The sequence below is a fragment of the Ferrovibrio sp. genome, from assembly GCF_046297595.1.
In the GTDB taxonomy this organism is placed as follows: Bacteria; Pseudomonadota; Alphaproteobacteria; order Ferrovibrionales; family Ferrovibrionaceae; genus Ferrovibrio.
In genome coordinates this window covers 265,001-291,995 of the sequence record NZ_JBKBHT010000003.1, presented here as the reverse complement: position 1 = coordinate 291,995, position 26,995 = coordinate 265,001, and the positions used below count along the sequence as shown (strand labels likewise).

Below are 26,995 nucleotides of genomic sequence, written 5' to 3'. Positions count from 1 at the left end.
GGGTCGGCCCGGCGGTAAACTTCACGGCCCGAGGATCCACGAGTTGTTTTAACGAAAACGTGGATGCCCGGCACAAGGCCGGGCATGACGGTTTCTGTAATGCGGGAATGGGCGAAACCTCAGAACCGCCGCAGCAGGCGTTCCAGGTATTCCAGTTCGCCAGGCGGGCGTTCGCGGTTGCCGGCGCGGCGCTGCAGTTCTTCCAGGATGCGGCGCGCGCGTTCCACCGGCAGCAGGTCGGGCACGCCGTCGCCGCGCGCATTCTCGTCGATGCCCACGGTGTTGCGGCCCAGTGGATCGCGCGAATTGCGCTGGTTCTGCCGCGAATCCGCCGACGGCGCCTGGCCGTCGGGATTGCCGCGCTGGGCCTGCTGCATCTGGTTCAGGCCCTGGCGCAGTTGGTCCAGCGCATCGGTCTGGCCCTGCATCGCCTCGCCCGGTTCGCCGCGGCGCAGGGCCTCGCGCGCGTCGCGCATGGCGCGGTCGGCGCGGCCGAGCTGGTCGGGGATCGGCATGCCGCGTTCGCCCAGGCGGTTCATCATCTCGCCCAACCGGCGGCGCAGTTCCTCCTGCTGGCGCGCATCGGATTCGTTCTCGCCGCCCTGCTGGCCGCCGCGCTGGCCCGGCTGTCCGGGCTGGTTGCCGCGGCCGTATTGCTGGCTGCGGCGGAAGCTGCGATCCAGCAACTGCTGCTGCTGGCGCATCATGTCGCCGAATTCCTGCATCATCTGGCCCTGGCCGCCCTGGCCACGCTGCCCGCGCTGGCCCTGTCGGCCCTGGGGCGCAATCGCCAGGCGGCCGTTCTTCATCGCCTCCAGCATGCGCTGCATCTGCTGCAGCATGTCGCGGGCCTGGTCGCGGTCGCCCATGCGGGCCATCTGCTCGGCCTGTTCCATCATGTCCTGCATGTCCTCGTCCGACATGCCCTGCTCGTCCTCGCCCAGTTCCTCCGGCTGTTCGCCGCGCGCCAGCCGCTCCAGCGCATCCTGCAGCATCTGCTCCAGCATGCGGTCCATCGCCTCGCGCAACTCCTGCATCAGCTTCTGGATTTCCTCATCGTCCGCGTTGCGGTCGATGGCCTCCTGCAGCCGGTCCATCAGCGCCTGGAAGTCGCGCTCGTTCTGGCTGGCGCGGCCATCCTCGATATGCAGCGCGGTCTGCCACAGCAGGTCCTGCACGGCGGCAACGGAGTCGGGCGCGCGGTTCATGCGCAGGCGCGAGGCCGACATGCGCAGGCCCAGATGCGCGGTCACGTCGTCGCGATAGCGTTCCGGCGCCAGGCTCAGGCCGTTCAGGGCCGTCACCACGCGCTGCCACTGGCCGGGTTTCAGCGCCAGTTCGCGGCGCTGTTCGACGATGGCCTTCGCCACCGGATGAAAGAAGCGCCGCGCCGGCAGGGTCACCGTCACCGCCTCGCTGCGGCCCACCTGACCCAGCGCATCGGTCGCCACCAGGGTCATGCTCACCTGCAGGCCGGCCCAGGGATGGGCGGTGAAGTCGAACGTCTCCTTGGCGCTCACCGGCCCGCCGCCGGCCGGCGGCACCGGCCAGTCCACACCCTGCGGCTGCTCGGCGCCGTCGCGGCGCATCTCGATGCGCAGGCTCTGGATGCCGTAATCGTCCTCGCCCTCGAAGGCGATCTCCAGGTCGGCGCGTTTGCCCGCCTTGGGATCGCCGGCGAAGGCCACGATGGGCGGCAGGTCGGGCACCATGCGCAGGGGCCATTCGGCATAGACCTTGTCGCGCCGATGCAGGGTTAGTTTCGGATCGTTGCCCTGCGTCAGGTCCAGCGCCAGGTCGATCTCGCCGTTGCGTTCGTCGATGGCGTGCAGCGCCTGTTCCTGCGTGCCGAAGCGCAGGCTGAAGCCGGCCGGAGGCGCGGCGAGGCGAAGTTTCAGCAGGCTGCCGGTCGGCACGGCGATGGCGGGCGGGGCATCGCTGCCGGCAATCACCGGCTGGGACGCCGTCTGCACCGGCTTGCCGTCGCGGGTCAGGAACAGCGGCGCCTTGCCGGTATAGGCCGGCGGCGTGATCCAGGCATCAAGCATCAGCACCGCGCCGGGCGGCAGCGCGCTGCCGGGGTTGAGCGTATCGGCGATGCGCTGGACGCGGTCCTCGCCCGGCCCGGCCCAGGCCACGATCAGCAGCAGGGCGAGCGCCACGCGCAGGCCCCAGCTGTCGCGGCGCCACCAGCCGGCCTCGGGCGTGCCGACGCGCACGGCGGCCAGCTTCTCCAGCGCGCGGCGGCGATGCAGGGCCCATAGCGCCTGGGCGATGGGGTCCTGCTGTTCGGCGGCCAGCCGGTCGGCGGCCGCTTCCAGCGGGCGGTGTTCCAGCAGGTTCACGCGCTCCAGCCGGCGCATGGCGGCGGCGCGCTCGGGCCAGCGCAAGACGCGCAGGCGATGCCACAGGGCGGCGAGGATGCCGCCGGCGAAACCGGCCAGGGCCAGCCAGTGCAGCCAGACCGGCGTGAAGCGCCAGACATCGAAGCCGGCCAGGATCAGAAAGACGGCCAGCAGGCCGGCGGCCGGCATCAGGGCGGGCCAGAAGCTTTCCCAGAACAGGGCGGCGCGGGCGAGGGCCAGCCGGCGTTCCAGCACGGGAGAAAACGCGGCGGAATCCGAGGCGCGGGAATCGGCAACGCGGCCGGAAGCCCGGCCCTCGACCGGGTCCGTCTCCGTGGTGGGTGTTACCCCTGCGCCTCGCTGAACCATCCCGGCATCGTCTCCAAAGCCGTCATCTCATCGATGCTAGGGCGACGCCGCACGATGGCAAACCTGTCGCCATGGACCAGCACCTCGGGCGCCAGCGGGCGCGCGTTGTAGGTGGAGGCCATGGCTGAACTATACGCACCGGCCGAGAGGATGGCGAGTAAATCCCCCGCGACAACGGGGGGCATCGGGCGGCCTTCGGCGAAGGTGTCCCCGGTCTCGCAGATCGGACCCACGATATCCACCGGCGCCAGTTCCGCGCCGTTTTCCGGCGCTTTCACCGGCACGATGCGATGAAACGCCTCGTACATCGCCGGGCGGATCAGGTCGTTCATGCCGGAATCGAGGATCAGGAAGGTCTTCTCCTCGGCCTGTTTCACGTATTCCACGCGGGTCAGCAGCAGGCCGGCATTGCCGACCAGGAAGCGGCCGGGCTCCAGCGCCACGGCGATGCCCAGCGGCAGGATATGCTTGCGCACCATGGCGGCATAAAGCTGCGGGTCGGGTGCGGTCTCGTCGTCGTAGCGAATCCCTAAGCCCCCGCCCAGGTCGACGCGGCGGATATTGTGGCCTGCCGCGCGCAGGGCGGTGACCAGCTCGGCCAGGCGGATGAAGGTGTCTTCATAGGGCGCGAGGTCGGTGAGCTGGCTACCGATATGCACATGCACGCCCACCACCTCGATGCCGGGCAGGCCGGCGGCCAGGGCATAGACCTCGGATGCGCGGCGATAGGAAATGCCGAACTTGTTCTCGGCCTTGCCGGTGGTGATCTTCTTGTGCGTCTTGGCATCCACATCCGGATTGATGCGGATCGCCACCGGCGCCTTCACGCCCAGGCTGCTGGCCACCTCGGACAGCACCTGCAGTTCGGCTTCCGATTCCACGTTGAACTGCGCGATGCCGGTATTGCCGGCCTTCAGGCCCAGCATCATTTCCGCGCGCGTCTTGCCCACGCCGGCGAAGATGATTTTGCCCGGCGGGATGCCGGCCTTCATGGCCAGCTGCAATTCGCCGCCCGACACCACATCGGCGCCGGCGCCGAGGCTGCCGAAATGGCGCAGCACGGAGAGATTGGAATTCGCCTTCATCGCATAGGCGATCAGGCAGTCGATGCCGGCGAAGGCATCGGCCAGGCTACGATACTGCCGGGTCAGCGCATCCGACGAATAGACATAGGCCGGCGTGCCGACGGCCTCGGCAATGGCATGCAGATTGACGCCTTCGGCATGCAGAACGCCGTCGCGGTAGTCGAACCAGGGTAGACCGGTCATGGATAACTCAGTAATAGCGGATGGTGTTGCGATTGACGCGGTCGATGGCGCCGGGCCGCTCGACGGCGTCGGGCGGATAATCCGGCAGGTCCTTGCGGCCGCAGGCGGCGAGGCCCGAGGCGGCCAGCAGCGTCAGCAGGAGAAGGGCTTTAACGCGCATCGGTTTTGCCTTTCTCCTTGGCAAGCTGCTTGCGCCAGCGCGCGATCTGCTTCGCCACGTTGGCCGGCGCGGTGCCGCCATAGGATACGCGGCTTTTCACCGAATTCTGCACGCCCAGCACGGCGAAGATATCCTTGGTGATGCGCGGCTCCACGCTCTGCATCTCCTTCAGCGTCAGGGCCTCCAGCGGCTTGTCCTGGCTTTCGGCCAGTTTCACCAGGCTGCCGGCCACATGATGGGCCTGGCGGAACGGCATGTCGATCCTGCGCACGCACCAGTCGGCCAGGTCGGTCGCGGTGGTGTAACCCTCGCCGGCCGCCTCCTGCATGCGCGGTGCATTGGCCTTCAAATCGGCGATCATGCCGGCCGTGGCGGCGATGCAGAGTTCCAGGCTGTCGACGGCGTCAAACGTCGGTTCCTTGTCCTCCTGCATGTCCTTGCCATAGGTCATCGGCAGGCCCTTCATGGTGATCAGCAGGGCATTCAGGCTGCCGACGATACGCCCCACCTTGCCGCGCACCAGCTCGGCGGCATCGGGATTGCGCTTCTGCGGCATGATCGACGAGCCGGTGGTGAAAGCGTCGCTGAGCGAGATAAAGCGGAACTGGGCAGACGTCCAGATCACGATCTCTTCCGCCAGGCGGGAAAGATGCACGGCGCAAATGGAAGCCGCGCTCAGGAATTCCAGTGCATAGTCGCGGTCGGCCACAGCGTCCAGCGAATTGGCCATCGGCCGGTCGAAGCCCAGTTCCTTCGCCGTGCTGTCCCGGTCGATCGGCAGGGATGTGCCCGCCAACGCCGCCGCGCCCAGCGGGCTTTCGTTCAGCCGTGCGCGCGCATCCTTCAGGCGCGAACGGTCGCGGCCGATCATCTCCACATAGGCCATCAAATGGTGGCCGAAGGTCACCGGCTGCGCGGCCTGTAAATGCGTGAAGCCCGGCATGACCGTCGCGGCATACTCCTCCGCGCGGCGCAGCAGGGTCTTCTGCAGGTCCAGCAGCCCGGCATCGATGCGGTCGATGGCATCGCGCACCCATAGCCGGAAATCGGTCGCCACCTGGTCGTTGCGCGAGCGCGCGGTGTGCAGGCGCCCGGCCGGCTTGCCGATCAGCTCGGCCAGCCGCGCCTCCACATGCATGTGGATGTCTTCCAGGCGCAGGTCGATTTTGAACTTGCCGGACTCGATCTCACGCAGAATTGTCTGCAACCCGGCCTGGATTTTTTTGCCCTCGGCAGCGGAAATCAGGCCCTGGCGCACCAGCATGCGGCAATGCGCCATCGAGCCGCGGATATCCTGGCGATACAGCTTCTTGTCGAAGCGGATCGAGGCGTTGATCTCGGTCATGATCGCGGCCGGGCCGGCGGCGAAACGGCCGCCCCACATGCTGTTGGAGCCGCCTTGCTTAGAGCGGGCCTTCGACTTATCTGATGCTTTGCGTGCGGACATGAAGGATTTTGTGATGGCGCTGATGAAACGGGTTGCGATGATGGCCGTGTTGATGATGACCGTGCTGGCGTCGGTTGCCCTGGCTGTGCCGGCCCTGGCCGCCGATCTGCCCCGCGACGGCGAGATGCGCAAACTTAGCCTCTCGGCCGAGCGGAAGCCAGTCGCGCAGCCCGAATTCAGCGACCCGGCCGACCAGCCCACCACCCTGGAGGCCCAGCGCGGCAAGGTCGTGCTGCTCAATCTCTGGGCCACATGGTGCATCCCCTGCCGCGCCGAGATGCCGGCGCTCGACCGTCTGCAGGCCCAGCGCGGCGGCAAGGATTTTGAGGTGGTGGCCGTGGCGCAGGATCGCGGCGGCCGCGCCAAGGTGGAGAAGTTCCTGGCCGAGACCAAGGTGGTCCATCTCAAGCCCTATCTGGATGCCAGCATGAAATCGGGCCGCGCCTGGGGCGCCGTCGGCCTGCCCACCACCATCCTGATCGACCGTCAGGGCCGCGAGGTCGGCCGTCTGGTCGGCGAGGCCGTGTGGGATGGGCCGGACGCGCTGAAACTGATCGACGCGCTGATCGCCGAGAAGACCAAGACGGCGGGGAAGTAGGGGCGGCGGCGTCCCGTGCACTCCCCTTACGTCATGCCCAGGCTAAGCCGGGCATGACGGTCTTAGGGACGAAAATCATGGAAGGCTTAGGGTTCTTTTCCGCGCCTCGCGCTGCCTTCTTTCCGGCAGCGACGATCAGTTGAGAATAATTCTCAGACAATCTAGGCTGTTGGCCCATATCGCCCAAGCCAGCATCCCCGCAAGCCAGGGCCACCGCAGCCCGGGATTGTCCGCTGGGGATCATGACGAGCACGCGCGATACATTGCTGGCGGCCTTTGCCGAGCATCAGGACAGCCTGAAGCGCTACCTGGCGCGGCGGCTGGGCAATGCCGCACTGGCCGAGGACCTGACCCAGGAGACTTGGCTGCGCGCCGCGCAGGCCGAGGGCACCGCGATCATCGGCAATCCACGTGCCTATCTGTTCCGCATTGCCGCGAACCTCGCCCTGGATCACCAGCGCCATGTCGCGAAGGGCATCGAGCTTGAGGCCGTGGCGCAGCCGCATAAGGTGGCCGACCGCAATCCCAGTCCCGAGAATGTGGTGCTTCACCGCAGTGAATTCGCGCGGTTGCTGCGTGTGGTCGACAATCTGTCGCCGCGCTGCCGCGAGGTCTTCATCCTCGCCAAATTCGAGGAGCGGACCTATGCCGAGATCGCAGCGTTGCTGGGAATCAGCCGCAATACCGTGATTTCCCACATGGTGACGGCGCTGGCGGCGATCGAGCGCGAGATGCCGGCGGAAAAATTATCCGATCCGCCCCCCATCGGTTTGCGCCGTCGGCCGTCTTAGAGAATGAGGCTATGTCTGCCCGCCCCGGCAGCCAAGGAACCCGCATGACACAGGACCAGCATACGCCGTTGATGGAAGAAGCCCTGCGCTGGCTGGTCATCATGCGCGAGGATGGCTCGGCGCAGGCTCGCGCCGATTTCCAGGCCTGGCTGGCTTCCGGTCCCGGTCATGAAGAGGCCTGGCAACGTGCGCAATATGTGTGGCGGCGCATTGAGGTGATCGAACCGGCGATACGACCCAGGACGGCGGAAGAACCTGCGGCCATACCCATTCCGATTGCATCCCTGCCGCCGCCTGCATTCCGGGTCCGGCGCTGGCTGCCGCTCGCCGCGGCGGCCAGCATCCTGCTGGCGGTGGCGGGTTATGCGGTCACGGCCATGTCCCTGCTGGCCGATCACCGCACGGCGTCGGCGCAGATCGAGAATCTTCGTCTGGCCGATGGTTCCGAGCTGCAGCTGGGCAGCGACACGGCCGTGTCGGTCGATTTCGGGCCGGATTCGCGCACCGTCACGCTGCACAGGGGCGAGGCCTATTTCGCGGTCGCGCCCGATCCCGGCCGGCCCTTCGTGGTCCGCGCCGCCGGTGGCCAGGCCCGCGCGCTGGGCACGGCCTTCAATGTGAAGACCCGGGACGACAGCGCCATCGTCACCGTCACCGAACACAGCATCGCCGTGCAGGCACCGGGCGGGCAGGGCGTCACGCTGCGCGAAGGCCAGCAGGTGCGCTACGACAGCAGCGGCATCTCTGCCGCGACCATCGCCGATACCGCCAGCGTGCTGGCCTGGCGCCGCCACCGCCTGGTCGCCTACGACATGCCGCTCGGCGAGGTGGTCGCCGAACTGGAGCGGTATCAGACCGGGCGGGTGCTGATCACCGATGCGCGCCTGAAAGACCTGCCCGTCACCGCCGTGTTCGACACCAGCCAGGCCGATGCGGCCATCGCCACCATCGCGGGCAGCCTGCCGGTCAGACTCCGCCGCTTCGGTCCGCTGCTGACGGTGATCTCTCCCGCCGACTGAATTTTTTTACTCCGCCCCTCATAACCCCGCAGGTGGCCGGGCGTCATACTCCTTGAGAGACGCAAATGCGTCGCATTTGAATATTGGGGGATGTTAATGCCTGGGGCAAAGTCTTCGGCCGATCGGTCGGAAGTTTTCATAATTGAGTCAGTGGTTTATGGCTCATTCAGAGCTTTCCTGCTCGGCACCGCCCTGGCCATCGCCGCTGCGGCCATCATCGCCCCCATACCCGCCCTGGCGCAGGGCGGCGCGCCGTCTGCGGCCGGACCCGCCCCCGCGGGCAGCTAAGCCCGCAGCTTCGATATCCCGGCCCAGCCGCTGCCGCAGGCACTGGTGCGGTTCACCGAGATCACCGGCCTGCAGCTTTTCGCCGACGCCAATCTGACCCGCGCGCTGCGTTCCAGCGCGGTGACCGGCAGCCTTACCCCCGAAGCCGCCCTGCAGCGACTGCTGGACGGCACCGGGCTCACCTACCGCTTCACCAACCCCACCACCGTCACCCTGCTTGAGGCGCCCAAGGCGGGCAGCGCCACCGTGCTGCCGGTAATCGGCGTGGAGGGCCGCAGCGGCACGCCGGAAACCGCCTGGGGGCCGGTGCAGGGCTACATGGCCCGACGCAGTGCCACGGCGACCAAGACCGATACGCCGATCATGGAGACCCCGGCGGCCGTGCAGGTGATTCCGCGCCAGGTGATCGAGGATCAGCGCGCGTTGAGCCTGAAGGACGTGTACGAAAACGTCAGCAGTGTGCAACAGGCCGGCAATACGCTGAACGCGCAGACGGAAGTGCTGCCCATCATCCGCGGCTTCGAATCGCCGACGCTGCTGCGCAATGGCCTGCGTTCAACCAACGTCGGCGCCGTCGATCTGGCCAATGTCGAGCGTGTCGAGGTGCTGAAGGGGCCTGCTTCCATCCTGTATGGCTCTCTGCAGCCCGGCGGCATCGTCAGTTACGTGACCAAGCGTCCGCAGGCGACCGAGAGCCATACCCTGGAACAGGATGTCGGCAGCTACAACCTGTTCCGCACTGCCGTGGATTCCACCGGTCCGCTCAGCCAGGATGGCGCGCTGAGCTATCGCGTCAATCTCGCGCGCACCGATTCCGACAGTTTCCGCGACAACATCGATCTGCAGCGCAGCTCACTGGCACCCAGTTTCCTGTGGCAGGGCGACCGTACCGAGCTGCTGCTGGATTTTTCCTACATGCACGAGCGTCAGCCCTACGATATCGGTGTGCCGCTGACGGCCGATGGCAAGCCGATGGTGTCGTCCAACGTTTTTCTCGGCGATCCGGATCTCGATGGCCGCACGCTCGACGATTATGTCGCCAGTTACCAGCTCAGCCACGAACTGAGCAGTGTCTGGAGCCTGCGGCATCAGTTCCAGGTTCATCGTGCCGAAGCCAAGAACGAATCGCTGCGCCCACGCGGCATCGCCGGCACGGCAGCCAATCCACAGCTGCAGTTGCGTTATCAGAACGAGGACCGGCGCGATGACGAGGTGCAGCTTGTGCTGGACGCGACAGCGAAATTCGCCACCGGTTCCATCGAGCATACCCTGCTGCTCGGCGGCGATGCAGTGCGTCAGGATTCCGATTTCCGCCGATTCCGACAGAACATTGCCAATGTCGCGATCAGCGACAGCACCGTGGTGAACTACACGCCGCCGGTTAACCAGACCAAGCAGGTGATCAGCGGCGCCACCGACTGGGCCGGACTCTATGTGCAGGACCAGCTTTCGTTGCTGGAAGACGGCAGGTTGAAACTTTTGCTCGGTGGCCGCTACGACATCGTGCACCAGGAAAGCACCACCGACAGTGTGACGGCGCGCGATGTGCACGACCGCGCCTTCACCGGCCGCGCTGGGCTGCTGTACCAGTTCACCAGGCAGCATGCCGGCTATGTCAGCGTCAGTCAGTCTTTCCTGCCGCAGTCGACCGGCACGCTGGACCGTAGCGGCGCGCCGCTGGACCCGGAGGAGGGTCTGCAATACGAGACCGGTATCAAGAGCAGTTTCTTTAATGAGCGCTTGACCGCTACGGCCGCGATCTTCGAGATCGAGAAGTCGAATGTCGCCGTTTCCGACCAGGCCTGGCTGGATGCCACCGGCCAGAGCGCTTCGATCCCCGGCGTGAGCCAGCGCAGCCGCGGATTCGAGTTCGACCTGATCGGCGATCTGACGCCGCAGCTGCGCATCATTGCCAATTACAGCTTCACGGATACGGAAACCCTGGAAAACCCCAATGATGCATCGGTGGTGGGTAAACCGTTGGGCGGCGTGCCCGAACACAAGGCCCGCCTGTGGCTGACCTACGAGTTCGAGGAAGGCCTGCGGCTGGGCGGCCTGGGCTTCGGCGGCGGCGCGCGTTATGTCGGCAGCAACACCGCGCAGTTCGCCAATACAATCCAGCTCGACCCCTACACGGTCTTCGACGCGGCCGTGTGGTATCGGTGGAAAAACCTGAAGGCCGGCCTGAACGTCTACAATCTGTTTGATCATGATTATATCGCCCGCGCCAGTGATCGTTCGATCGCCCACCCTGGTGCGCCGCTCACTGTGGTCGGTTCGTTGTCGATCACATTCTAGCCGTGGCTGCCGAGAGCCGTTCCTGGCGCAGGGGGCTGTTCCGCATCCACGCCTGGATCGGATTGCAGTTCGGCTTCCTGCTGTTCGCCGTCTGCTTCACTGGCACGCTGGCGGTGCTGAGTGCCGAACTTACCTGGCTGGCGGATCCGCAACTGCGCGCCGGCGGGCAGGCACCGGCTGACTCCGCGCCACTGTCGTGGCAGCGGCTGCATGATGTCGTCGCGGCCGCTCATCCGCAGGCCGCCATTCTCTATCTGCACGCGCCCGAAGGGCCACGCTCGGTGGCGCGCGCCGTCATCGCCTATGGACCGCAGGACTATCGCTGGGTGCCGGTGGATGTGACGCAGGGCTACGCGGTCCGTGATCATCGCAGCAGCTTCGGTCTGCAGAGCTTCCTGCGTATCCTGCACAAGCAGTTCTATCTTGTGCCCGCCGTGATCGGAATTCATGGCACGCTGATTGTCGGCGCGCTGGGGTTGCCTCTGTTGCTGGCGGTCTTTACCGGCCTCGTCTCCGTGAAGCGTTGGTGGCGCGCCATGCGGCAGGTGCGCCGTGGCCGCAGCGCACGGCTGTTCTGGTCCGACCTGCATCGTTTCGCCGGTCTCTGGGCCGCGCTGGTCACCCTGCTTCTGGCTCTCACCGGTCTGTGGTATTTCGCCGAGACGATCCTCGAGAGAAGCGGCCTGCTCCACGAGGATGGTCCTCGCGTCCGTCTGTCCGCCGCCGTCATGGAACAGCGCCCCGCCCTTTTGCCGCCATCCGATCTCAATCGTGCAGCTCTGGTGGCGCAGGCGGCCTGGCCGGGCCTGAGGCTCACACAACTGGCCCTGCCGGTGCGCGGCGACGACGCTCTGGTCTTCACCGGCCCGGCCGAAGCCTGGCTGGTGCGCGACCGCGCCAACAAGATACTGATCGACCCCTTCGCCTACACGGTCCTGCAGGCGCAGCATGGTGAGGATCTTCCTGCCGGCCAGCGCTGGATCGAAACCGCCGACCCATTGCATTTCGGCAGCTTCGCCGGTCTGGGCAGCAAGCTCGTCTAGTTCGCTGTTGGGCTTTTGCTGTGCGGTGGCATCCTCGCCGGCCTGGTCAGCGCCTGGCTGCGGCTGTGGCGGCATTCCGATCCGGCGGCGCCGAAGGCTGCGCTGGCGGCGGCATTCTGTTCGCTGCTGATTCTCGCGGCGGCTGCGCATGGCGTCTGGGCCTACGGCTATGGCATTCACCGTCAGGCACAGCAGCCACGTCCGCTGCTCGGCCTGGGCGAGATCGCGCTCGGGCCCTGGCGGATGCAGGTGAATGCGGTGGGCGATGAGCGGATCGAATTTCGGCCTGTCGAAGCCGGCCTGCCCAACCTGCGTCGCGCCGTGCTGAACGGCGTGGCGATGCGGGGCGCCGGGGCTGCGTTCTGGGCGCCGATGCCGGCCGGCTGTGCCATGGCTTGCAGCCTGCGCATCGAAGCCGAGCAGTGGAATGGCACGCGTCATGTCGCTGTCTTCGACATCGCGCCGGCCGCGGCGCGGCGCCGGCCGCTGCCGGTCGCGACGGACTGGAGCATGGGTGAGCGGTTGCTGCTGGTGCCGGCGCTGTTCGGTTTGCTGCTGCCGCTGCTGTTCTGGCTGTGGCTGCTCTGGCCGGCGGCCCTGAAAGCCGGCCGGGCCCGGACAATTGCGCGCCTGGGCAACCCGCGTTAGAACAACTGAGAATCATTCTCAGATGGACGGGCGGGCCGTCGCGTGCTGCAAGACACCACATTGGACATCTACATGCGCTATCGCCGCGAGCTGGTCAGTTACGCCAGCGGCATCGTCGGCGATCCCGGCCGCGCCGAGGATGTGGTGCAGGAAGCCTACCTGAAATTCCGTGCTGCGGCGGGCGGCACGGCCATCGAGGACCCGGTCGGCTACCTCTACCGCATCGTGCGCAACCTTGCTTTCGACGGCCGGCGCCGGCAGGCGCTGGAGCGGCGCTATTTCGGTGATTACGGCGAACAGGTCCTGGAACAGGTGGCCTCTCAGCGCCCTTCGCCGGAAGCCGAGCTGATCGGGCGCCAGCAGGTCGAGCGCCTGCGCGCCGCCATGGCCGAACTGCCCGAGCGCACCCGCATCGCACTGGAGATGCACCGGCTCGGCGGCTGCAAGCTGCGCGAGATCGCCGAACGGCTCGGCATATCCGAATCGATGGCCCATGTGCTGGTCAAGGACGGCATCAAACATTGCCAGCGCCGCATGTAGGCCGCATCGGAATCCAGCCGCGGCAATTCATTGGAGAAATATCCACCCCGTTCGTCTGTGTATCAGGGCCGGTCCATGCATCGGGCCGGAGCGGACGGCGCAAGGTTGACGAGGAATGCCCCAGATCGAACATGAACGCGCCGAGGACGAAGCCGCCGAATGGCTGGTCCTGCTGGCGGAAGACCCGGAGAATGCGACGCTTCAGGCCGGTTTCGAGGCCTGGCACAGCGCGCATCCGCGGCATGCCGAAATCTGGGCCCGTACCAGGCGCGCCTATGACCTGGCCGGCCCCGCCCTGCGCAAGCCAGTGCTGCAGATGATCCCCGATCCCGCGCCGCGCCGTCGCCTTGCCATCCGCGTTGCCGCGCTGGCGCTGGCCGCCGCCATCGCGATCGCCCTCACGCCGTCCGTGCTGCTGCGCCTGCAGGCCGATGTCACCACCGCATCGGCCGAGACGCGCGCGCTCGATCTGGCCGATGGCTCGCAGCTGCGCTTGGCGCCGCAATCCGCCGTCAGCGTTGCGGTCACGGCCGAAGGCCGGCAGGTGCGCCTGCTGAAGGGGCGCGCCTTTTTCGAGGTGACGCCCGATCCGGCGCGGCCCTTCACGGTGCAGGCGGGCGACACGCGGGTCACCGTGGTCGGCACGGCCTTCGAGGTGCGGCGGGGCGGGAACGGCACGGCCATCGCGGTCAGCCACGGCCGCGTGCGGGTCGAGAATGCAAAGCTGCCGCCCGAAGGTGAGTTGCTCGGCATCGGCGACGCGATTTCCGTGACGGATGCTGGCGCCGAACGGCACAGGGTGGATGCCGCCGAACTGGCCGACTGGCGCAGCGGGCGGCTGACCGTGCGCGATGCCGCGATTGCCGAGGTGATCGACGAGCTGCGGCCGTATTTCGCCGGCTATATCTTCGTGGCCGACGATGCCTTCAGCCGTCAGCGCGTCAGCGGCATTTACGACCTGACCGACCCGGTCAGCACCCTGCACCGCTTGGTCGAATCCCATAGGGGGCAGATCCATCAGGTTTCGCCCTGGTTCATTCAGATTCAGAAATAATTCCTTTTTATTTCAGGTGTTTATTTAAAATCCGCATACCCGGGTCTGCAATTTTGCTGGAAATTCCCCGGGCCCGTCCGTCCTGAATGGCAAGAGACGATTTTGAGACGCAATTGCATCTCAGCCGTCGCATCTGGCACCGTTTGGGGGAATTAGGATGTTTTGGGCAATGACCGCGCCACGCCGCGCGCAGGTTCAGTCGATCTTTGTTGCAGGCCTGCTGGTGACGACCGCCCTGACGGGCCTGGTGCCCGCGCCTGCACAGGCCCAGGGAACCGCCGCCCAACAGGCCGGCGAGGTCCGGTTCAGCATCCCGGCCCAGCCGCTCAGCGATGCGCTGATCCAGTTCGGCCGCCAGTCCGGCCTGCAGGTTTCGGCCGACAGTGCGCTCACCGCCGGCCTGCGCTCCTCCGCGGTCGATGGCGCCATGACGCCGCAGGCGGCGCTCAACCAACTGCTGGCGGGCACCGGGCTCGTCCATCGCATCAATGGCAGCATGGTGTCGCTCGAACGCGTCAGCGGTGCTGGCGCCGCCGTGCTGCCGGTGATCGGCGTGGAGGGCCGCAAGGCCGCCACGGCGGCTTCGGCCAGCGAACTGCCCGAGCCCTATGCCGGCGGCCAGGTGGCGCGCGGCGGACGGCTCGGCCTGCTCGGCAACCGCGATTTCATGGATACGCCGCTCAGCACCACTAGCTTCACCGCCACCAAAATCGAGGACCAGCAGGCCACCACCATGGGCGAAGTGGTCGGAAGCGATCCCTCGGTGCGCGTCACCGGCCATGCCGGCGGCATCCTCGATGCCTTTTTCATCCGCGGTTTCCCGGTCAACGAGGGCAATGTCGGCGAGATCGCCTTCGACGGCGTCTATGGCGTCGCGCCCAGTTTCCGTGTGCTGACCGAATATGCCGAGCGCATCGAGGTGGTCAAAGGCGCCACGGCGCTGCTGTACGGCATGGCGCCGAACAGCGCGGTGGGCGGCGGCATCAATATCGTGCCCAAGCGCGCGGGCGAGACCGATCTCAATCGCGTCACCTTCGATTACGCCCAGGATACCCAGTTCGGCAGCCGCGTGGATGTCAGCCGCCGGTATGGCGAGAACCGCGAATTCGGCGTCCGCTTCAACGGCAGCTATCATGACGGCGACACCCAGCTCGACAACCAGACGCGTGCCGCCTATGTCGGTGCGCTGGCAGCGGATTACCGCGTCGAGCGGTTCCGTGGTTCCATCGACCTGATCAACCAGACCGAAGAATGGAATGCGCCGTCGCGCCCGTTATTCCTGGCCAACTCCACCATGGCCGTGCCAGACGCGCCCGATAACCGTCGTAACATCACGCAATCCTGGGAATGGTCCGATATCACCGACCGCGCCGCCTTGCTGCGCGGCGAGCTGGATCTGAACGAGAACCTGACGCTGTTCGCCAATTTGGGCGGCGGCCAGACCCGCGTGGACCGCTTCTTCGGCGCACCCACGATCCAGAATGCCAGTGGCAATACCTCGGTCACCCCGGCGCGCTGGGCGCAGGAAACCGACCGGATCGTCGGCGATCTGGGCCTGCGCGGCAAATTCGATACCGGCATGGTCAGCCATATCGCCACCCTGCAGGCCACGCGTTACCAGGACGTACTCTCGCGCGGCACGGCATCCGGCGGCGCGGTGCTGTCGAATATCTACAATCCGGTGGCGCGCCCGGCGCAGGGGCTGCCCGAGCCCACGACACTGTCGAAAATCTCGCAGACCGATCTCGGCGGCGTGGCGGCCGCCGATACGCTGGCTGTGCTGGATGAGCGCGTGCAGCTCACCCTCGGCATGCGGCACCAGAATATCGAATCGATGAACTACAACACGGCGGGCACGATCACGTCGTCCTACGACGACAGCGCCAACACGCCGATGGCCGGCCTGGTGGTCAAGCCATGGCAGCATGTCTCGTTCTACACCAGCTATATCGAGGGCCTCAGCAAGGGCGATGTGGCGCCCAGCACGGCGGCCAATGCCGGCGAGGCGATGGCGCCCTACATTTCCGAACAATACGAGGCGGGCGTGAAGGTCGATTTCGGCCGCGCTGCCGTCACGGCGGCCTTGTTCCAGCTCACCAAACCCTCGGGCCAGACCGTCAACAACGTGTTTTCCGCCAGCGGCGAACAGCGCAATCGGGGCCTGGAACTGAATGCCTTCGGCGAGGTGATGCCCGGCTGGCGCCTGCTGGGCGGCATTACGCTGATCGATGGCGAGCTGACGAAGACCACATCCGCCGCCACGCGGGGCAACCGTCCCGTCGGCGTGCCGGAAATCCAGGCCAATCTCGGGCTGGAATGGGATGCCAGCTTCCTGCCCGGCCTGACGCTGATGGCCAATGCCGTCCATACCGGCAGTCAGTACGTCAACACGGCCAACACGCAGAGTGTGCCGAGCTGGACGCGCTACGATCTCGGCGCGCGCTATGCCACGACCGTCGTGCAGACCCCGGCCACCTTCCGCCTCACCATGCGCAACATCCTCGACACCGATTACTGGTCGGGCGTGTCCAGCTTCGGCGGCCTGGGCCAGGGCGACCCGCGCACCGTGCTGCTCTCGGCCAGTTTCGATTTCTAGGCCAGAGTTCGATTTATTGGCCGGGCGATCCGGGCAAAAGAAAAGGGGCCTTACGGCCCCTTTTTTCGTCGTTCGTGTCGCCGCCTCAGCGGGTGGGCGTCGGATGTTCGCCGCGATAGTCGTAGAAGCCGCGGTTGGTCTTGCGGCCCAGCCAGCCGGCCTCGACATACTTCACCAGCAGCGGGCAGGGGCGGTACTTGCTGTCGGCCAGACCCTCGTACAGCACCTGCATGATCGAGAGGCAGGTGTCGAGGCCAATAAAATCCGCAAGCTGAAGCGGGCCCATCGGATGGTTGGCGCCCAGCCGCATGGCCGTGTCGATGGCTTCCACCGAACCGACGCCCTCATAGAGGGTGTAGATCGCCTCGTTGATCATCGGCAGCAGGATGCGGTTGACGATGAAGGCGGGGAAGTCTTCCGAGTTGGCTGGCTGCTTGCCCAGCTTGACGGTCAGCTCGCGCACCTGGCGGAAGGTGTCCTCGTCGGTGGCGATGCCGCGGATCAGCTCGACCAGCGCCATCACCGGCACCGGGTTCATGAAATGCATGCCCATGAACTTCTCGGGCCGGTCGGTGGCCGAGGCCAGCCGGGTCACCGAGATCGACGAGGTGTTGGTCGCCAGCAGCGCGTCTTTCTTCAGCACCGGGCAGAGGTCGGCGAAGATCTTTTTCTTCACCGCCTCGTTCTCGGTCGCCGCCTCGACCACGAAATCGGTCTCGGCGAAGGCGCGGATGTCGTTCGAGGTGCGGATCAGGCTGAGCGCCTTGGCCTTGTCGGCCTCGCTGATCTTGCCGCGGGCGACTTGGCGGTTCATGTTGCCGCCGATGGTCTCCAGCGCCTTGTTCAGCTGCTCGGCGTTGATGTCCTGCAATACGACATCATAGCCGGCCAGCGCGCAGACATGGGCGATACCGTTGCCCATCTGGCCCGCGCCGATCACCCCAATCGTCTTGATCATGCGGTTTCCCGGTCCTTACTTGGCTAGCTCGGCTTCAAGCTCGGGCAGCAGCTTGAACAGGTCGCCGACCAGGCCGTAATCGGCGACCTGGAAGATCGGCGCCTCCTCGTCCTTGTTGATGGCGACGATCACCTTGCTGTCCTTCATGCCGGCCAGGTGCTGGATGGCGCCCGAGATACCGACGGCGATGTAGAGCTGCGGCGCGACGATCTTGCCGGTCTGGCCCACCTGGTAGTCGTTCGGCACGAAGCCGGCATCCACCGCGGCGCGGCTGGCGCCCACGGCGGCGCCCAGCTTGTCGGCCACGGCCTCGATCAGCTTGAAGTTTTCGCCCGAGCCCATGCCGCGGCCGCCCGAGATCACGATCTTGGCCGAGGTCAGCTCCGGACGGTCCGACTTCTGCAGCTCCTGGCCGATGAACTTCGACAGGCCCGGATCGGCATCGGCATCCGCCTTCTCGATGGCGGCCGAGCCGCCTTCGGCGGCGGCGGCAAAGCCGGTGGCGCGCACGGTGATCACCTTGATCGCATCCGACGACTGCACGGTGGCCATGGCGTTGCCGGCATAGATCGGGCGGACAAACGTATCCGCCGACTTCACCTCGACGATGCCCGAAATCTGCATCACGTCCAGCAAAGCGGCGACGCGCGGCATCACGTTTTTGCCCGAGGTGGTCTCGGGCGCCAGGATGGCGGCATAACCCTTGCCCAGCTTGGCGATCAGCGTGCTCAGCGCCTCGGCCAGGCCATGGGCATACTGCGCGGCCTCGACCTGGATCACCTTGGAAACGCCCGCGATCTTGGCGGCGCTTGCTGCGGCCGCGCCGCAATTCTCGCCGGCCACCAGCACATGCACGTCGCCGCCGATCTTGGTCGCGGCGGTGACGGTGTTCAGGGTCGGCGCCTTGAGCGAGGCGTTGTCGTGTTCAGCGATAACCAGAACGCTCATCTCAGATCACTCCCGCTTCGGTCTTCAGCTTCTGCACCAGGGTCGCCACGTCGGGCACCTTGATGCCGGCCGAGCGCTTCGGCGGCTCCTCGACCGACAGCGTCTTCAGCCGCGGCGCGATATCGACGCCGAAATCCTCCGGCGTCTTCTCGTCGATCAGCTTCTTCTTCGCCTTCATGATGTTGGGCAAGCTCGCATAACGCGGCTCGTTCAGGCGCAGGTCGGTGGTCACCACCGCCGGCAGCTTGATCTCCACCGTCTCCAGGCCGCCGTCGACTTCGCGCACCACGGTGGCCTTGCCGTCAGACAGCGCCACCTTGTTGGCAAACGTGCCCTGCGGCCAGTTCATCAGGGCGGCCAGCATCTGGCCGGTCTGGTTGCTGTCGTCGTCGATGGCCTGCTTGCCGACGATCACCAGCTGCGGCTGTTCGGCTTCGGCGATCTTGGCCAGCAACTTGGCCACGGCCAGCGGCTGCACTTCTGAATCGGTCTTCACCAGGATGCCGCGGTCGGCGCCCATGGCCAAAGCGGTGCGCAGGGTTTCCTGCGCCTGGGCCGGGCCGATCGAGACGGCGATCACTTCGGTCGCCGTGCCGGCTTCCTTCATCCGCACGGCTTCCTCGACGGCGATTTCGTCGAAGGGGTTCATCGACATCTTCACGTTGGCGAGGTCGACACCCGTCTTGTCCGCTTTCACGCGGATCTTGACGTTGTAGTCCACCACGCGCTTGACCGCGACCAGAACCTTCATGGACATCCAATCCTGATTTATTGAGCGAATAAACGGCGATACGGATGCAGCACCCGGAAAGACCCATAAAGACGCGGGTGCGCATGCGTTTTTCGCGCTGCACACTATAACCCGCCCGGGGGGCTGTCAACGAACCGCAACGCGGTGTTTCCGCTCCGTCATCATGACGCAAGTCATTGCGATGTTGCGGAAATTCGCGCTTAACGCGCAGCCCGTAGAGGGCCTAGAGCGACACGCCCGGCCAGCGTGCCCGCCAGGCCTGGAACATCAGGATGCTCCACAGGCTGTGCTGCCAGTTGCGCCGCCCCGTCAGATGCTCGTCCCAGCGCGCACGCACGGGTGCCGGATCGATCAGGCCATCTGCCTTCAGGCGCTGTTCCGACAGCAGGTCCTCGGCCCAGTCGCGCAAACTGCCACGCAGCCAGTCGCCCACCGGCATGCCGAAGCCGGTCTTGGGCCGTTCGACCAGGCCGCGCGGCACATACTTGTACAGCACGTTGCGCAGGATGCGTTTGCCGGTGCCATCCTTCAGCAGGCGGTCGGGCGGCAGGGTCCAGGCGAATTCCACCACGCGATGGTCCAGCAGCGGCACACGCGCCTCCAGCGACACCGCCATGCTGGCGCGGTCTACCTTGGTCAGGATGTCGTCGGGCAGGTAGGTCGCCATGTCGCGATACCGCAGCCGCGCCACCGTCTCGGGCAGTTCGCCCACCAGCCGCGGATCGGCCTGCGGCGCGCGGGCATGAACGCCGCGCACCAGGCCTTCCGGATCGGGCCACTGCGCCAGCAGCCGGTCATACATCGCGTCCGGGTCGCCGGCCGACAGGATCGCCGCGCCCTTGTGGATCTTGTCGCCGAGGAATTTCGGCTTGTAGCGCGCGGGCACCGGGGTGAACAGGGCATCCCAGCTGTCGGGCGACAGCATCTGCAGCAGCCCGCCGGCCCCGCCGCGTAAGGACCCGGGCAGCGGGCCGAGCCAGGTCCACAGCCGGTCGATGCCCTGGTAGCGCACATAGCCGGCGAAGATCTCGTCGCCGCCATCGCCCGACAGCGACACGGTCACTTTGCGCCGCGCCAGTTCCGATACCAGATGGGTCGGAATCTGCGAGGAGTCGGCAAACGGCTCGTCATACATCTCGGCCAGGCGCGGAATCACGCTTAAGGCATGTTCGGGTTCGACGATCAGGTCGGTATGGTCGGTGCCCAGGTGTTTCGCCACCGCGCGGGCATGCTCGGCTTCGTTGAAGGCATCCTCGCGGAAGCCGATCGAGAAGGTCTGCACCGGGCGGTCCGACTGCGCCTGCATCAGCGCGACCACGGTGGATGAATCGATGCCGCCCGACAAAAACGCGCCCAGCGGCACGTCGGCCATCATGCGCCGCTGCACGGCATCCTTCAGCAGGATGTGCAGGGCTTCGGTCTGCTCCTGCTCGTTGCGCCGGTCGCGGTTGCGCAGGCCATGGGCCGCGATCTCGCGCAGGTTCCAGAAACAGCTCTGCGCGGTGCGGCCATCCGCATCGATGCGCAGGATATGCCCCGGCGGCAGCTTGTGCACGCCGGCATGGATCGAGCGCGGCGCCGGCACATAGCCGAAGCGCAGGTAACCGGCCAGGGCCTCGCGGTCCAGTTTCGGCGCCCAGCCCGGATAGGCGGTCAGCGCCTTCAGCTCCGACCCGAACAGCAGCACCTTGCCTTCATTGCTGTCCTGGATCGTCCAGTAAACCGGCTTGATGCCCAGCCGGTCGCGTACCAGCCACAATTGCCGGCTCTCGCGGTCCCACAGGGCGAAGGCGAACATGCCGATGAAACGGCGGATGGCGGCATCCACGCCCCAGGCGGCGCAGGCCTCCAGCAGCACTTCGGTGTCGGAATGGCCGCGCCAGGTGATGCCGGGCAGGTCACGCGCCACCTCGGCGGCGTTGAAGATCTCGCCGTTGTAGCAGATCACGAAGCGGCCATTGGCGCTGGCCATCGGCTGCGCGCCGGTTTCGGTCAGGTCCACGATGGCCAGCCGGCGATGGCCCAGGGCCAGCCCCGCCGGCGCATCCAGCCAGGCGGTGGCCGCATCGGGCCCGCGATAGGCGATGGCATCGGTCATCGCCGTGATGCGCGTGCCCAGCGTTTCGGGCGAGGTGTCGCGCCAGGTCAGGATGCCGGCAATGCCGCACATGGTCAGGTGATCCTATCGGCCGGGGAGGGCAGACCCCTGTTTAGGCGAGGCAGGAGGACGGGTAAACCTTTTCCGGGTCTCCCTCGCCCATTGCCGCCGGTCCTCAGGGCTTCTTGCCCACCGTCAATGCGGCGCGGAATTCCAGGTCCTCGTCGATATAGGCGGCGTCAGGCCCCGCACCCACGGCGTCGTAGAAACGGCTGATGAAACAGCGCAGTGAGGCGCGCAGCGCAATGTCGCAGATCTGCCGGTCGCTGAAGCCGGCCCTGCGCAGGGGCTCGATATCGGCGGGGCCGATTTTCGAGGCGTCCCTGGCGATCTGCTCGGCATAGGCCAGCATCGCTACGTCCTGCTCGCTCAGGCCGGCCTTGCGGAAATCGCGCTGTAGGGCGATCACCGCCTGTTTCGAGCCCAGGTCGGCAATCAGCTGCTGCCCATAGACATATGAGCAGTAGGTGGACGGCACCTGCTTAGCGGCCACCAGGGTGATCAGCCGCCATTCGCGCTGGCCCAGGGAAAAGCCGGCGCGCACCTTGGCCATGAAATCCGTATAAAGCGGCAGCAGGTCGGGCCGCGGGCTCATGCTGAAGGCCGTGGCCATCACAAAGCCCATGCGGGCCTTCTGGTCCTTATAGATGTCAGCCAGCGCGCCGGTGGCATCGGCCTCGGCGACAGTTTGCAGATACATGAATTTAGTCCTTTTAAATCAGAAGGTTGAATGCTTCGTCCGCCAGCGGCGGATCATGCCCGAGGTCGGGCCAGCAGGAAAGTTCCGATTTGTGACGGTGCCGTCCGAGGGCTGCGCTTGAAATCTGACTATTATCCTATATATTCACTTTATATTCTATACAGGAGGCCGCCATGGCCCGCGAGGCATATGATCCGTTCAAGGATGAAGCCATCCACCAGAAAAAGCCGTCCAAGCCACTGGTGCGGGTCGACTGGAAGCTGGCCGCCCGACGGGTGGCCGAGGGGGCAGGCCTGGCCACCGTCGTCGCCGAGTTGGGCATCACCGAAGAGCATTTCTGGCGCCACCTGCGCCGCAGCCTGCGTTTCCGTTTCCTGCTGGAACAGGCAGTCGAACGCCGCGCCGGCCTGATCGCGCTGCAATCCCGCGCCGCGCTGCCGGCCGCCGTGCTGGACCGCTGCCTGCAGGCCGACAGTCTGGACGACGGCCTGCTGACGGCCCTGCTGACCGATACCGAAGCGGTCAGGGCCTCCGATGCTCCCGCCGGGGATTCATCGGGCCTGATCGGCCGTCTGGCCGAAACCGGCCGCCACCCGCCCAACATGGCCTTTCGCCGCCGTCTCGCCGCCGAGCGGCAGAAGATGGACGCAACCTTTGCCGCGATCAGCGCCCAGGCCGCCGCCAAGCGGGCGCAGCCGGACGAGCCGGCCCGAACCGAAGCGAAATCCAGCCAGCCCGAACGGAGCGAAACGGACCCCAATGGACCTGAACGGTCCCAAACGGACCTCAGTGGACCTAAAACGGACCTCAATGGACCCGAACGGTCCCAAATGGACCTGAACGGACCCGAACGGTGCGAAACGGAACCGAACCCATCGTCGGTCCGCACCCGGCCGGGTGAGTATAACCCCTGGCCCGATCGTCCGCCGCGCCATCTGGTGCCGACGCCGCCCGAACCGCGCAGCCGCGCCGCGCTGCTGGGCACCATTGTCGATCTTGAAGGTCCTGATCTGGCCCGCATCCGCGCCATGGGCGGCCTCGACCCGCCGGAGTCAGCCGAAGCGGATGGGGGATAACGACACAATCGTCATCCCCGCGAAAGCGGGGATCCCATTTTTTGGTATCCCTCACTCCAAAGAATGGGACCCCGGCTCTTCGCTGCGCTCCGGCCGGGGTGACGGAAGTGGGCCCGCCTTGAGGAAGATCAACGCGAAAAACCGCCAAAGGGGCTCTTGTACGGAAGCGGGCGCTTCCCACATCAGATTGCGAGAGAGGGGCCCGACAGGAACCTGCCGCTGAAGCGGGGGTTGCGACCAGGGGCTGCCAGCAAGGAGCTCAAGACATGGATTTCGAGAAGTATACCGAACGCAGCCGCGGTTTTCTGCAGGCGGCGCAGAATATGGCCCTGGCCCGCGGGCATCAGCGCTTTTCCCCCGAACATCTGCTCAAAGTCCTGATCGACGACCCCGAAGGCATGGCGGCGGGCCTGATCCGCACAGCCGGCGGCCAGCCCGAGGTGGTGAAGGCGAAGAACGAAGACGCGCTGGGCAAGATTCCGAAAGTCGAAGGCGCCGGCGCCGGCCAGCTTTACTTGGCGCCCGAGATGGCGCGCCTGTTCGAAACCGCCGACAAGCTGCGCGAAAAGGCGGGCGACAGTTTCGTCGCCGCCGAACGTCTGTTGCAGGCGCTGGCGATGAATGCCGGCAACCCGGCCGCCGATGCCCTCAAGGCCGGTAATGTTTCCCCCCAGGCTCTGGAGAAAGCCATTCAGGACATGCGCAAGGGCCGCAAGGCCGACTCGGCTTCAGCCGAACAGGCCTATGACGCGCTTAAAAAGTACGCCCGCGACCTCACCGAAGCCGCCGAAACCGGCAAGCTCGATCCGGTGATCGGCCGCGACGAGGAAATCCGCCGCACCATCCAGGTGCTCTCGCGGCGCACCAAGAACAACCCCGTGCTGATCGGCGAACCCGGCGTCGGCAAGACCGCCATCGTCGAAGGCCTGGCTTTGCGCATTGCCAAGGGCGACGTGCCGGAAAGCCTGAAGGACAAGCGCCTGATGGCGCTGGATCTCGGCGCCATGATCGCCGGCGCGAAATTCCGCGGCGAATTCGAGGAGCGGCTCAAGGCCGTACTGGCCGAGGTCACCTCGGCGGAAGGCCAGATCGTGCTGTTCATCGACGAACTGCATACCCTGGTCGGCGCCGGCAAGGCCGATGGCGCCATGGATGCCTCCAACCTGCTCAAGCCGGCGCTGGCGCGTGGCGAGCTGCATTGCGTCGGCGCGACGACTCTTGATGAATACCGCAAGTATATCGAGAAGGACGCCGCGCTGGCGCGGCGCTTCCAGTCGGTCTTCGTGGGCGAGCCCACGGTGGAAGACACCATCTCGATCCTGCGCGGCCTGAAGGAGAAGTATGAGGTGCACCATGGCGTGCGCATCACCGACGGCGCCATCGTGGCCGCCGCCACGCTCTCCAACCGCTACATCACCGACCGCTTCCTGCCCGACAAGGCCATCGACCTCGTCGACGAGGCGGCGTCGCGCCTGCGCATGGAGGTCGACAGCAAGCCGGAAGCGCTGGATGAACTCGACCGCCGCATCATGCAGCTCAAGATCGAGCGCGAGGCTCTCAGGAAGGAAACCGATCCGGCCTCGAAGGATCGCCTCGGCAAGCTGGAGAAGGAACTGGCCGATATCGAGGAAGAATCGGCCCGCCTCACGGCTGCCTGGCAGGGCGAGAAGGACAAGCTGGGCGATGCCAAAAAGCTGAAGGAACAGCTCGACCAGGCCCGCCTCGATCTCGACCAGGCCAAGGCCAAGGCCGACTGGAACCGCGCCTCCGAACTTTCCTACGGCGTGATCCCGGACCTGGAGCGCAAGCTGCAGGAAGCCGAGAAGGGCGGCGCGAAAGGCGAGAAGTCCATCGTGCGCGAGTCGGTCACCGAGAGCGACATCGCCGGCGTGGTCTCGCGCTGGACCGGCATCCCGGTCGACAAGATGCTCTCGGGCGAACGCGAAAAGCTGCTCACCATGGAAAAGAAACTGGCCACCCGCGTGGTGGGCCAGGACGATGCCCTGGTGGCGGTGGCCAATGCGGTGCGCCGTGCGCGCGCCGGCCTGCAGGATCCCAACCGCCCGATCGGCAGCTTCCTGTTCCTCGGCCCCACCGGCGTGGGCAAGACCGAGCTGACCAAGGCGCTGGCCGAATTCCTGTTCGACGACGACAGCGCCATGGTGCGCATCGACATGTCGGAATACATGGAAAAGCACTCGGTCAGCCGTCTGATCGGCGCGCCTCCGGGCTACGTTGGCTATGACGAGGGCGGCGCGCTTACCGAAGCCGTGCGCCGGCGCCCGTACCAGGTGATCCTGTTCGACGAAGTCGAGAAGGCGCATCCGGACGTGTTCAACGTCCTGCTACAGGTGCTCGACGACGGCCGCCTCACCGATGGTCAGGGCCGCACGGTGGATTTCAAGAACACCGTGATCATCCTCACCTCGAACCTGGGCAGCGAATATCTCGCGCGCGCCGAGGGCGAGCAGATCGACGAGGCCACGCGGCATCAGGTGATGGAGGTCGTCCGCGCCAGCTTCCGGCCGGAATTCCTAAACCGCCTGGATGAAGTGATCCTGTTCCGGCGCTTAAGCCGCGAGAACATGACCGGCATCGTGGACATCCAGCTCATGCGCCTGCGCAAGCTGCTGGCCGACCGCAAGATCGAGCTCAAGCTCGACGATGCGGCCAAGAAATGGCTGGCCGATGCCGGCTACGATCCGGTCTACGGCGCACGGCCCTTGAAGCGCGTGATCCAGCGCGCGCTGCAGAACCCGCTCGCCAGCCAGATCCTGGAAGGCGCCATCCCCGATGGCGGCACGGTGAACGTGAGCGCCGGCGCGCAGGGCCTGACGATCCAGGGCCGCGCGGTGGACATGGCAGCGGAGTAACGTGCTGTCGTGCGGCCTGTGTGAAGGGCGGCTTTCACACAGGCCGTCACCCCGGGCTTGACCCGGGGTCCCATTCGGAAATGGGATGCCGGCTCAAGGCCGGCATGACGAGAAAAGATCTCAATCCCCCGGCAGCATCTTCACATGGCCGGGCTGGGCGGCAACGCGGTCGAGCCAGCGCCGCAAAGCCGGATAGGGCGTCAGGTCCAGGTCGGCCTCGTCGGCGCGATGGGTGTAGGCGTAGAGCGCGATGTCGGCGATGGTGTAGCGGTTGCCGACGAAGAAATCGTGCTTGGCCAGATGCTGTTCCATCACGGCCAGCGCGGCGCGGCCCTTCTCCAGTCGCTCGGGCATTTCGGCCATGCGCGGATGCTGGCGGCCCAGATGGCGCAGGATGTAGCGCGGCGTGGCGACATAGGGTTCATGGCTGTATTGCTCGAAGAACAGCCATTGCAGCACCTGCGCCTTCAGCAGCCGGTCTGACGGCCAGAACGGCGTGCCGTCGGCCAGGTAGCACAGGATGGCATTGCTCTCGGCCAGCACGGTTCCGTCGTCGAGTTCCAGGGCCGGGATGCGGCCGTTGGGATTCTTGGCCAGGAACTCGGGCCTGCGCGTCTCGCCCTTGTCGATGTCGAGTTCGACGCGGGTATAGGGGATGCCGAGCTGGGCCAGCAGCAGCCGGCATTTATAGCCGTTGCCGGAATCGAGGTAGTCGTAAAGCGTGGGCATGAAAAAACTCCGGGCGACATTTTCGCACCGGAGTTTGGTTCACGCCGCGCCGGGCGGCAAATCCAATATTGTATCGGTTGTATCAGTCCCGCAGTTCATTCGCCGCGGTTCAGCAGGGCCAGCACCGGCGTGCCGCGGATCTCCTGGTCCAGGCCTTCGACATGCTTGCGGAAGCGTTCGTATTCGCGGCCTTCCAGCTTGCGGCCCGAGGGGAAGCGTACGCCGGCGGGGTTTACCTGCTTGCCGTTCACCATCACCTCGTAATGCAGATGCGGGCCGGTGGAGCGGCCGGTGGTGCCCACCGCGCCGATGATCTGGCCCTGGCGCACGCGCTGGCC

Annotated in this window: 22 protein-coding genes (1 of these 22 only partly in view); 11 read left to right on the top strand and 11 right to left on the bottom strand. The window is 66.1% G+C overall.

The features are described 5' to 3' along the window. Positions 1–119: 119 nt before the first annotated feature. Genes ACK4FJ_RS10270 through argH form a run of 4 tightly spaced genes read right to left on the bottom strand, consistent with a single transcriptional unit; the run spans position 120 to position 5,589 of the window. Positions 120–2,714, bottom strand: coding sequence for a TIGR02302 family protein (locus tag ACK4FJ_RS10270; RefSeq protein WP_409766045.1), 2,595 nt, complete (start codon positions 2,712–2,714; stop codon positions 120–122). Then, on the bottom strand, positions 2,690–3,982 hold the full coding sequence (lysA, locus tag ACK4FJ_RS10265) for a diaminopimelate decarboxylase (RefSeq protein WP_409766043.1): 1,293 nt from the start codon (positions 3,980–3,982) through the stop codon (positions 2,690–2,692). The genes ACK4FJ_RS10270 and lysA overlap by 25 nt, the downstream gene beginning before the upstream one ends. Positions 3,983–3,989: 7 nt before the next feature. Next, positions 3,990–4,142 carry a hypothetical protein gene (locus ACK4FJ_RS10260; RefSeq protein ID WP_409766040.1) on the bottom strand — a complete coding sequence of 51 codons (153 nt, stop codon included), beginning with the start codon at positions 4,140–4,142 and terminating at the stop codon, positions 3,990–3,992. Beyond that, positions 4,132–5,589, bottom strand: a complete 1,458-nt coding sequence (gene argH / locus ACK4FJ_RS10255; protein WP_409766038.1) for an argininosuccinate lyase — start codon at positions 5,587–5,589, stop codon at positions 4,132–4,134. The genes ACK4FJ_RS10260 and argH overlap by 11 nt, the downstream gene beginning before the upstream one ends. Positions 5,590–5,602: 13 nt before the next feature. On the opposite strand from argH, the gene ACK4FJ_RS10250 reads away from it, so the two are divergent. From ACK4FJ_RS10250 to ACK4FJ_RS10210, 9 genes are all read left to right on the top strand, one after another. After that, positions 5,603–6,187, top strand: coding sequence for a TlpA disulfide reductase family protein (locus ACK4FJ_RS10250; RefSeq protein WP_409766036.1), 585 nt, complete (start codon positions 5,603–5,605; stop codon positions 6,185–6,187). 242 nt (positions 6,188–6,429) lie between these two features. Continuing rightward, on the top strand, positions 6,430–6,978 hold the full coding sequence (locus tag ACK4FJ_RS10245) for an RNA polymerase sigma factor (protein WP_409766034.1): 549 nt from the start codon (positions 6,430–6,432) through the stop codon (positions 6,976–6,978). Between the two features lie 44 nt (positions 6,979–7,022). Continuing rightward, positions 7,023–7,997, top strand: coding sequence for a FecR family protein (locus tag ACK4FJ_RS10240; RefSeq protein ID WP_409766032.1), 975 nt, complete (start codon positions 7,023–7,025; stop codon positions 7,995–7,997). A 333-nt stretch (positions 7,998–8,330) separates the two neighbouring features. Continuing rightward, the gene (locus tag ACK4FJ_RS10235; RefSeq protein WP_409766030.1) at positions 8,331–10,583 is read left to right on the top strand and encodes a TonB-dependent siderophore receptor; all 2,253 of its coding nucleotides are present in this window, start codon (positions 8,331–8,333) and stop codon (positions 10,581–10,583) included. 2 nt (positions 10,584–10,585) lie between these two features. After that, positions 10,586–11,626, top strand: a complete 1,041-nt coding sequence (locus tag ACK4FJ_RS10230; protein ID WP_409766028.1) for a PepSY-associated TM helix domain-containing protein — start codon at positions 10,586–10,588, stop codon at positions 11,624–11,626. A gap of 15 nt (positions 11,627–11,641) precedes the next feature. Beyond that, the gene (locus ACK4FJ_RS10225; protein WP_409766026.1) at positions 11,642–12,274 is read left to right on the top strand and encodes a hypothetical protein; all 633 of its coding nucleotides are present in this window, start codon (positions 11,642–11,644) and stop codon (positions 12,272–12,274) included. 42 nt (positions 12,275–12,316) lie between these two features. Next, on the top strand, positions 12,317–12,814 hold the full coding sequence (locus ACK4FJ_RS10220) for a sigma-70 family RNA polymerase sigma factor (protein WP_409766024.1): 498 nt from the start codon (positions 12,317–12,319) through the stop codon (positions 12,812–12,814). A gap of 115 nt (positions 12,815–12,929) precedes the next feature. Beyond that, entirely contained in the window at positions 12,930–13,868 is a 939-nt protein-coding gene (locus ACK4FJ_RS10215; protein ID WP_409766022.1) for a FecR family protein, read from the top strand. A 169-nt stretch (positions 13,869–14,037) separates the two neighbouring features. After that, positions 14,038–16,464 carry a TonB-dependent siderophore receptor gene (locus ACK4FJ_RS10210; protein WP_409766020.1) on the top strand — a complete coding sequence of 809 codons (2,427 nt, stop codon included), beginning with the start codon at positions 14,038–14,040 and terminating at the stop codon, positions 16,462–16,464. An 85-nt stretch (positions 16,465–16,549) separates the two neighbouring features. Here ACK4FJ_RS10210 and ACK4FJ_RS10205 read toward each other — a convergent pair whose 3' ends face one another. The 5 genes from ACK4FJ_RS10205 to ACK4FJ_RS10185 form a co-directional block, all read right to left on the bottom strand. Next, positions 16,550–17,422 carry a 3-hydroxybutyryl-CoA dehydrogenase gene (locus ACK4FJ_RS10205; protein WP_409766018.1) on the bottom strand — a complete coding sequence of 291 codons (873 nt, stop codon included), beginning with the start codon at positions 17,420–17,422 and terminating at the stop codon, positions 16,550–16,552. Positions 17,423–17,437: 15 nt separating this feature from the next. Next, on the bottom strand, positions 17,438–18,370 hold the full coding sequence (locus ACK4FJ_RS10200) for an electron transfer flavoprotein subunit alpha/FixB family protein (protein ID WP_409766016.1): 933 nt from the start codon (positions 18,368–18,370) through the stop codon (positions 17,438–17,440). 1 nt (position 18,371) lies between these two features. Then, entirely contained in the window at positions 18,372–19,121 is a 750-nt protein-coding gene (locus tag ACK4FJ_RS10195) for an electron transfer flavoprotein subunit beta/FixA family protein (RefSeq protein ID WP_409766014.1), read from the bottom strand. 223 nt (positions 19,122–19,344) lie between these two features. Then, positions 19,345–21,291, bottom strand: coding sequence for an asparagine synthase (glutamine-hydrolyzing) (asnB, locus tag ACK4FJ_RS10190; protein WP_409766012.1), 1,947 nt, complete (start codon positions 21,289–21,291; stop codon positions 19,345–19,347). Positions 21,292–21,394: 103 nt separating this feature from the next. Then, positions 21,395–21,979 carry a hypothetical protein gene (locus tag ACK4FJ_RS10185; protein ID WP_409766010.1) on the bottom strand — a complete coding sequence of 195 codons (585 nt, stop codon included), beginning with the start codon at positions 21,977–21,979 and terminating at the stop codon, positions 21,395–21,397. A 173-nt stretch (positions 21,980–22,152) separates the two neighbouring features. Here ACK4FJ_RS10185 and ACK4FJ_RS10180 point away from each other — a divergent pair, with 173 nt between their 5' ends. Together ACK4FJ_RS10180 and clpB are read left to right on the top strand one after the other, a co-directional pair. Next, entirely contained in the window at positions 22,153–23,055 is a 903-nt protein-coding gene (locus tag ACK4FJ_RS10180) for a hypothetical protein (protein WP_409766008.1), read from the top strand. Between the two features lie 266 nt (positions 23,056–23,321). Further along, positions 23,322–25,928 (top strand): ATP-dependent chaperone ClpB, encoded by a 2,607-nt coding sequence (clpB, locus tag ACK4FJ_RS10175; RefSeq protein WP_409766006.1) that lies wholly within the window; start codon positions 23,322–23,324, stop codon positions 25,926–25,928. 120 nt (positions 25,929–26,048) lie between these two features. Here the strand turns inward: clpB and ACK4FJ_RS10170 are convergent, their stop codons facing one another. Further along, positions 26,049–26,657, bottom strand: a complete 609-nt coding sequence (locus ACK4FJ_RS10170; protein WP_409766004.1) for a glutathione S-transferase family protein — start codon at positions 26,655–26,657, stop codon at positions 26,049–26,051. 95 nt (positions 26,658–26,752) lie between these two features. After that, positions 26,753–26,995 carry the 3' end of a peptidoglycan DD-metalloendopeptidase family protein gene (locus tag ACK4FJ_RS10165; protein ID WP_409766002.1) on the bottom strand. It continues 1,050 nt past the right edge of the window, so the window shows 243 of its 1,293 coding nt (coding positions 1,051–1,293); its start codon lies off the right edge, out of view — the gene reads right to left on this strand; its stop codon occupies positions 26,753–26,755.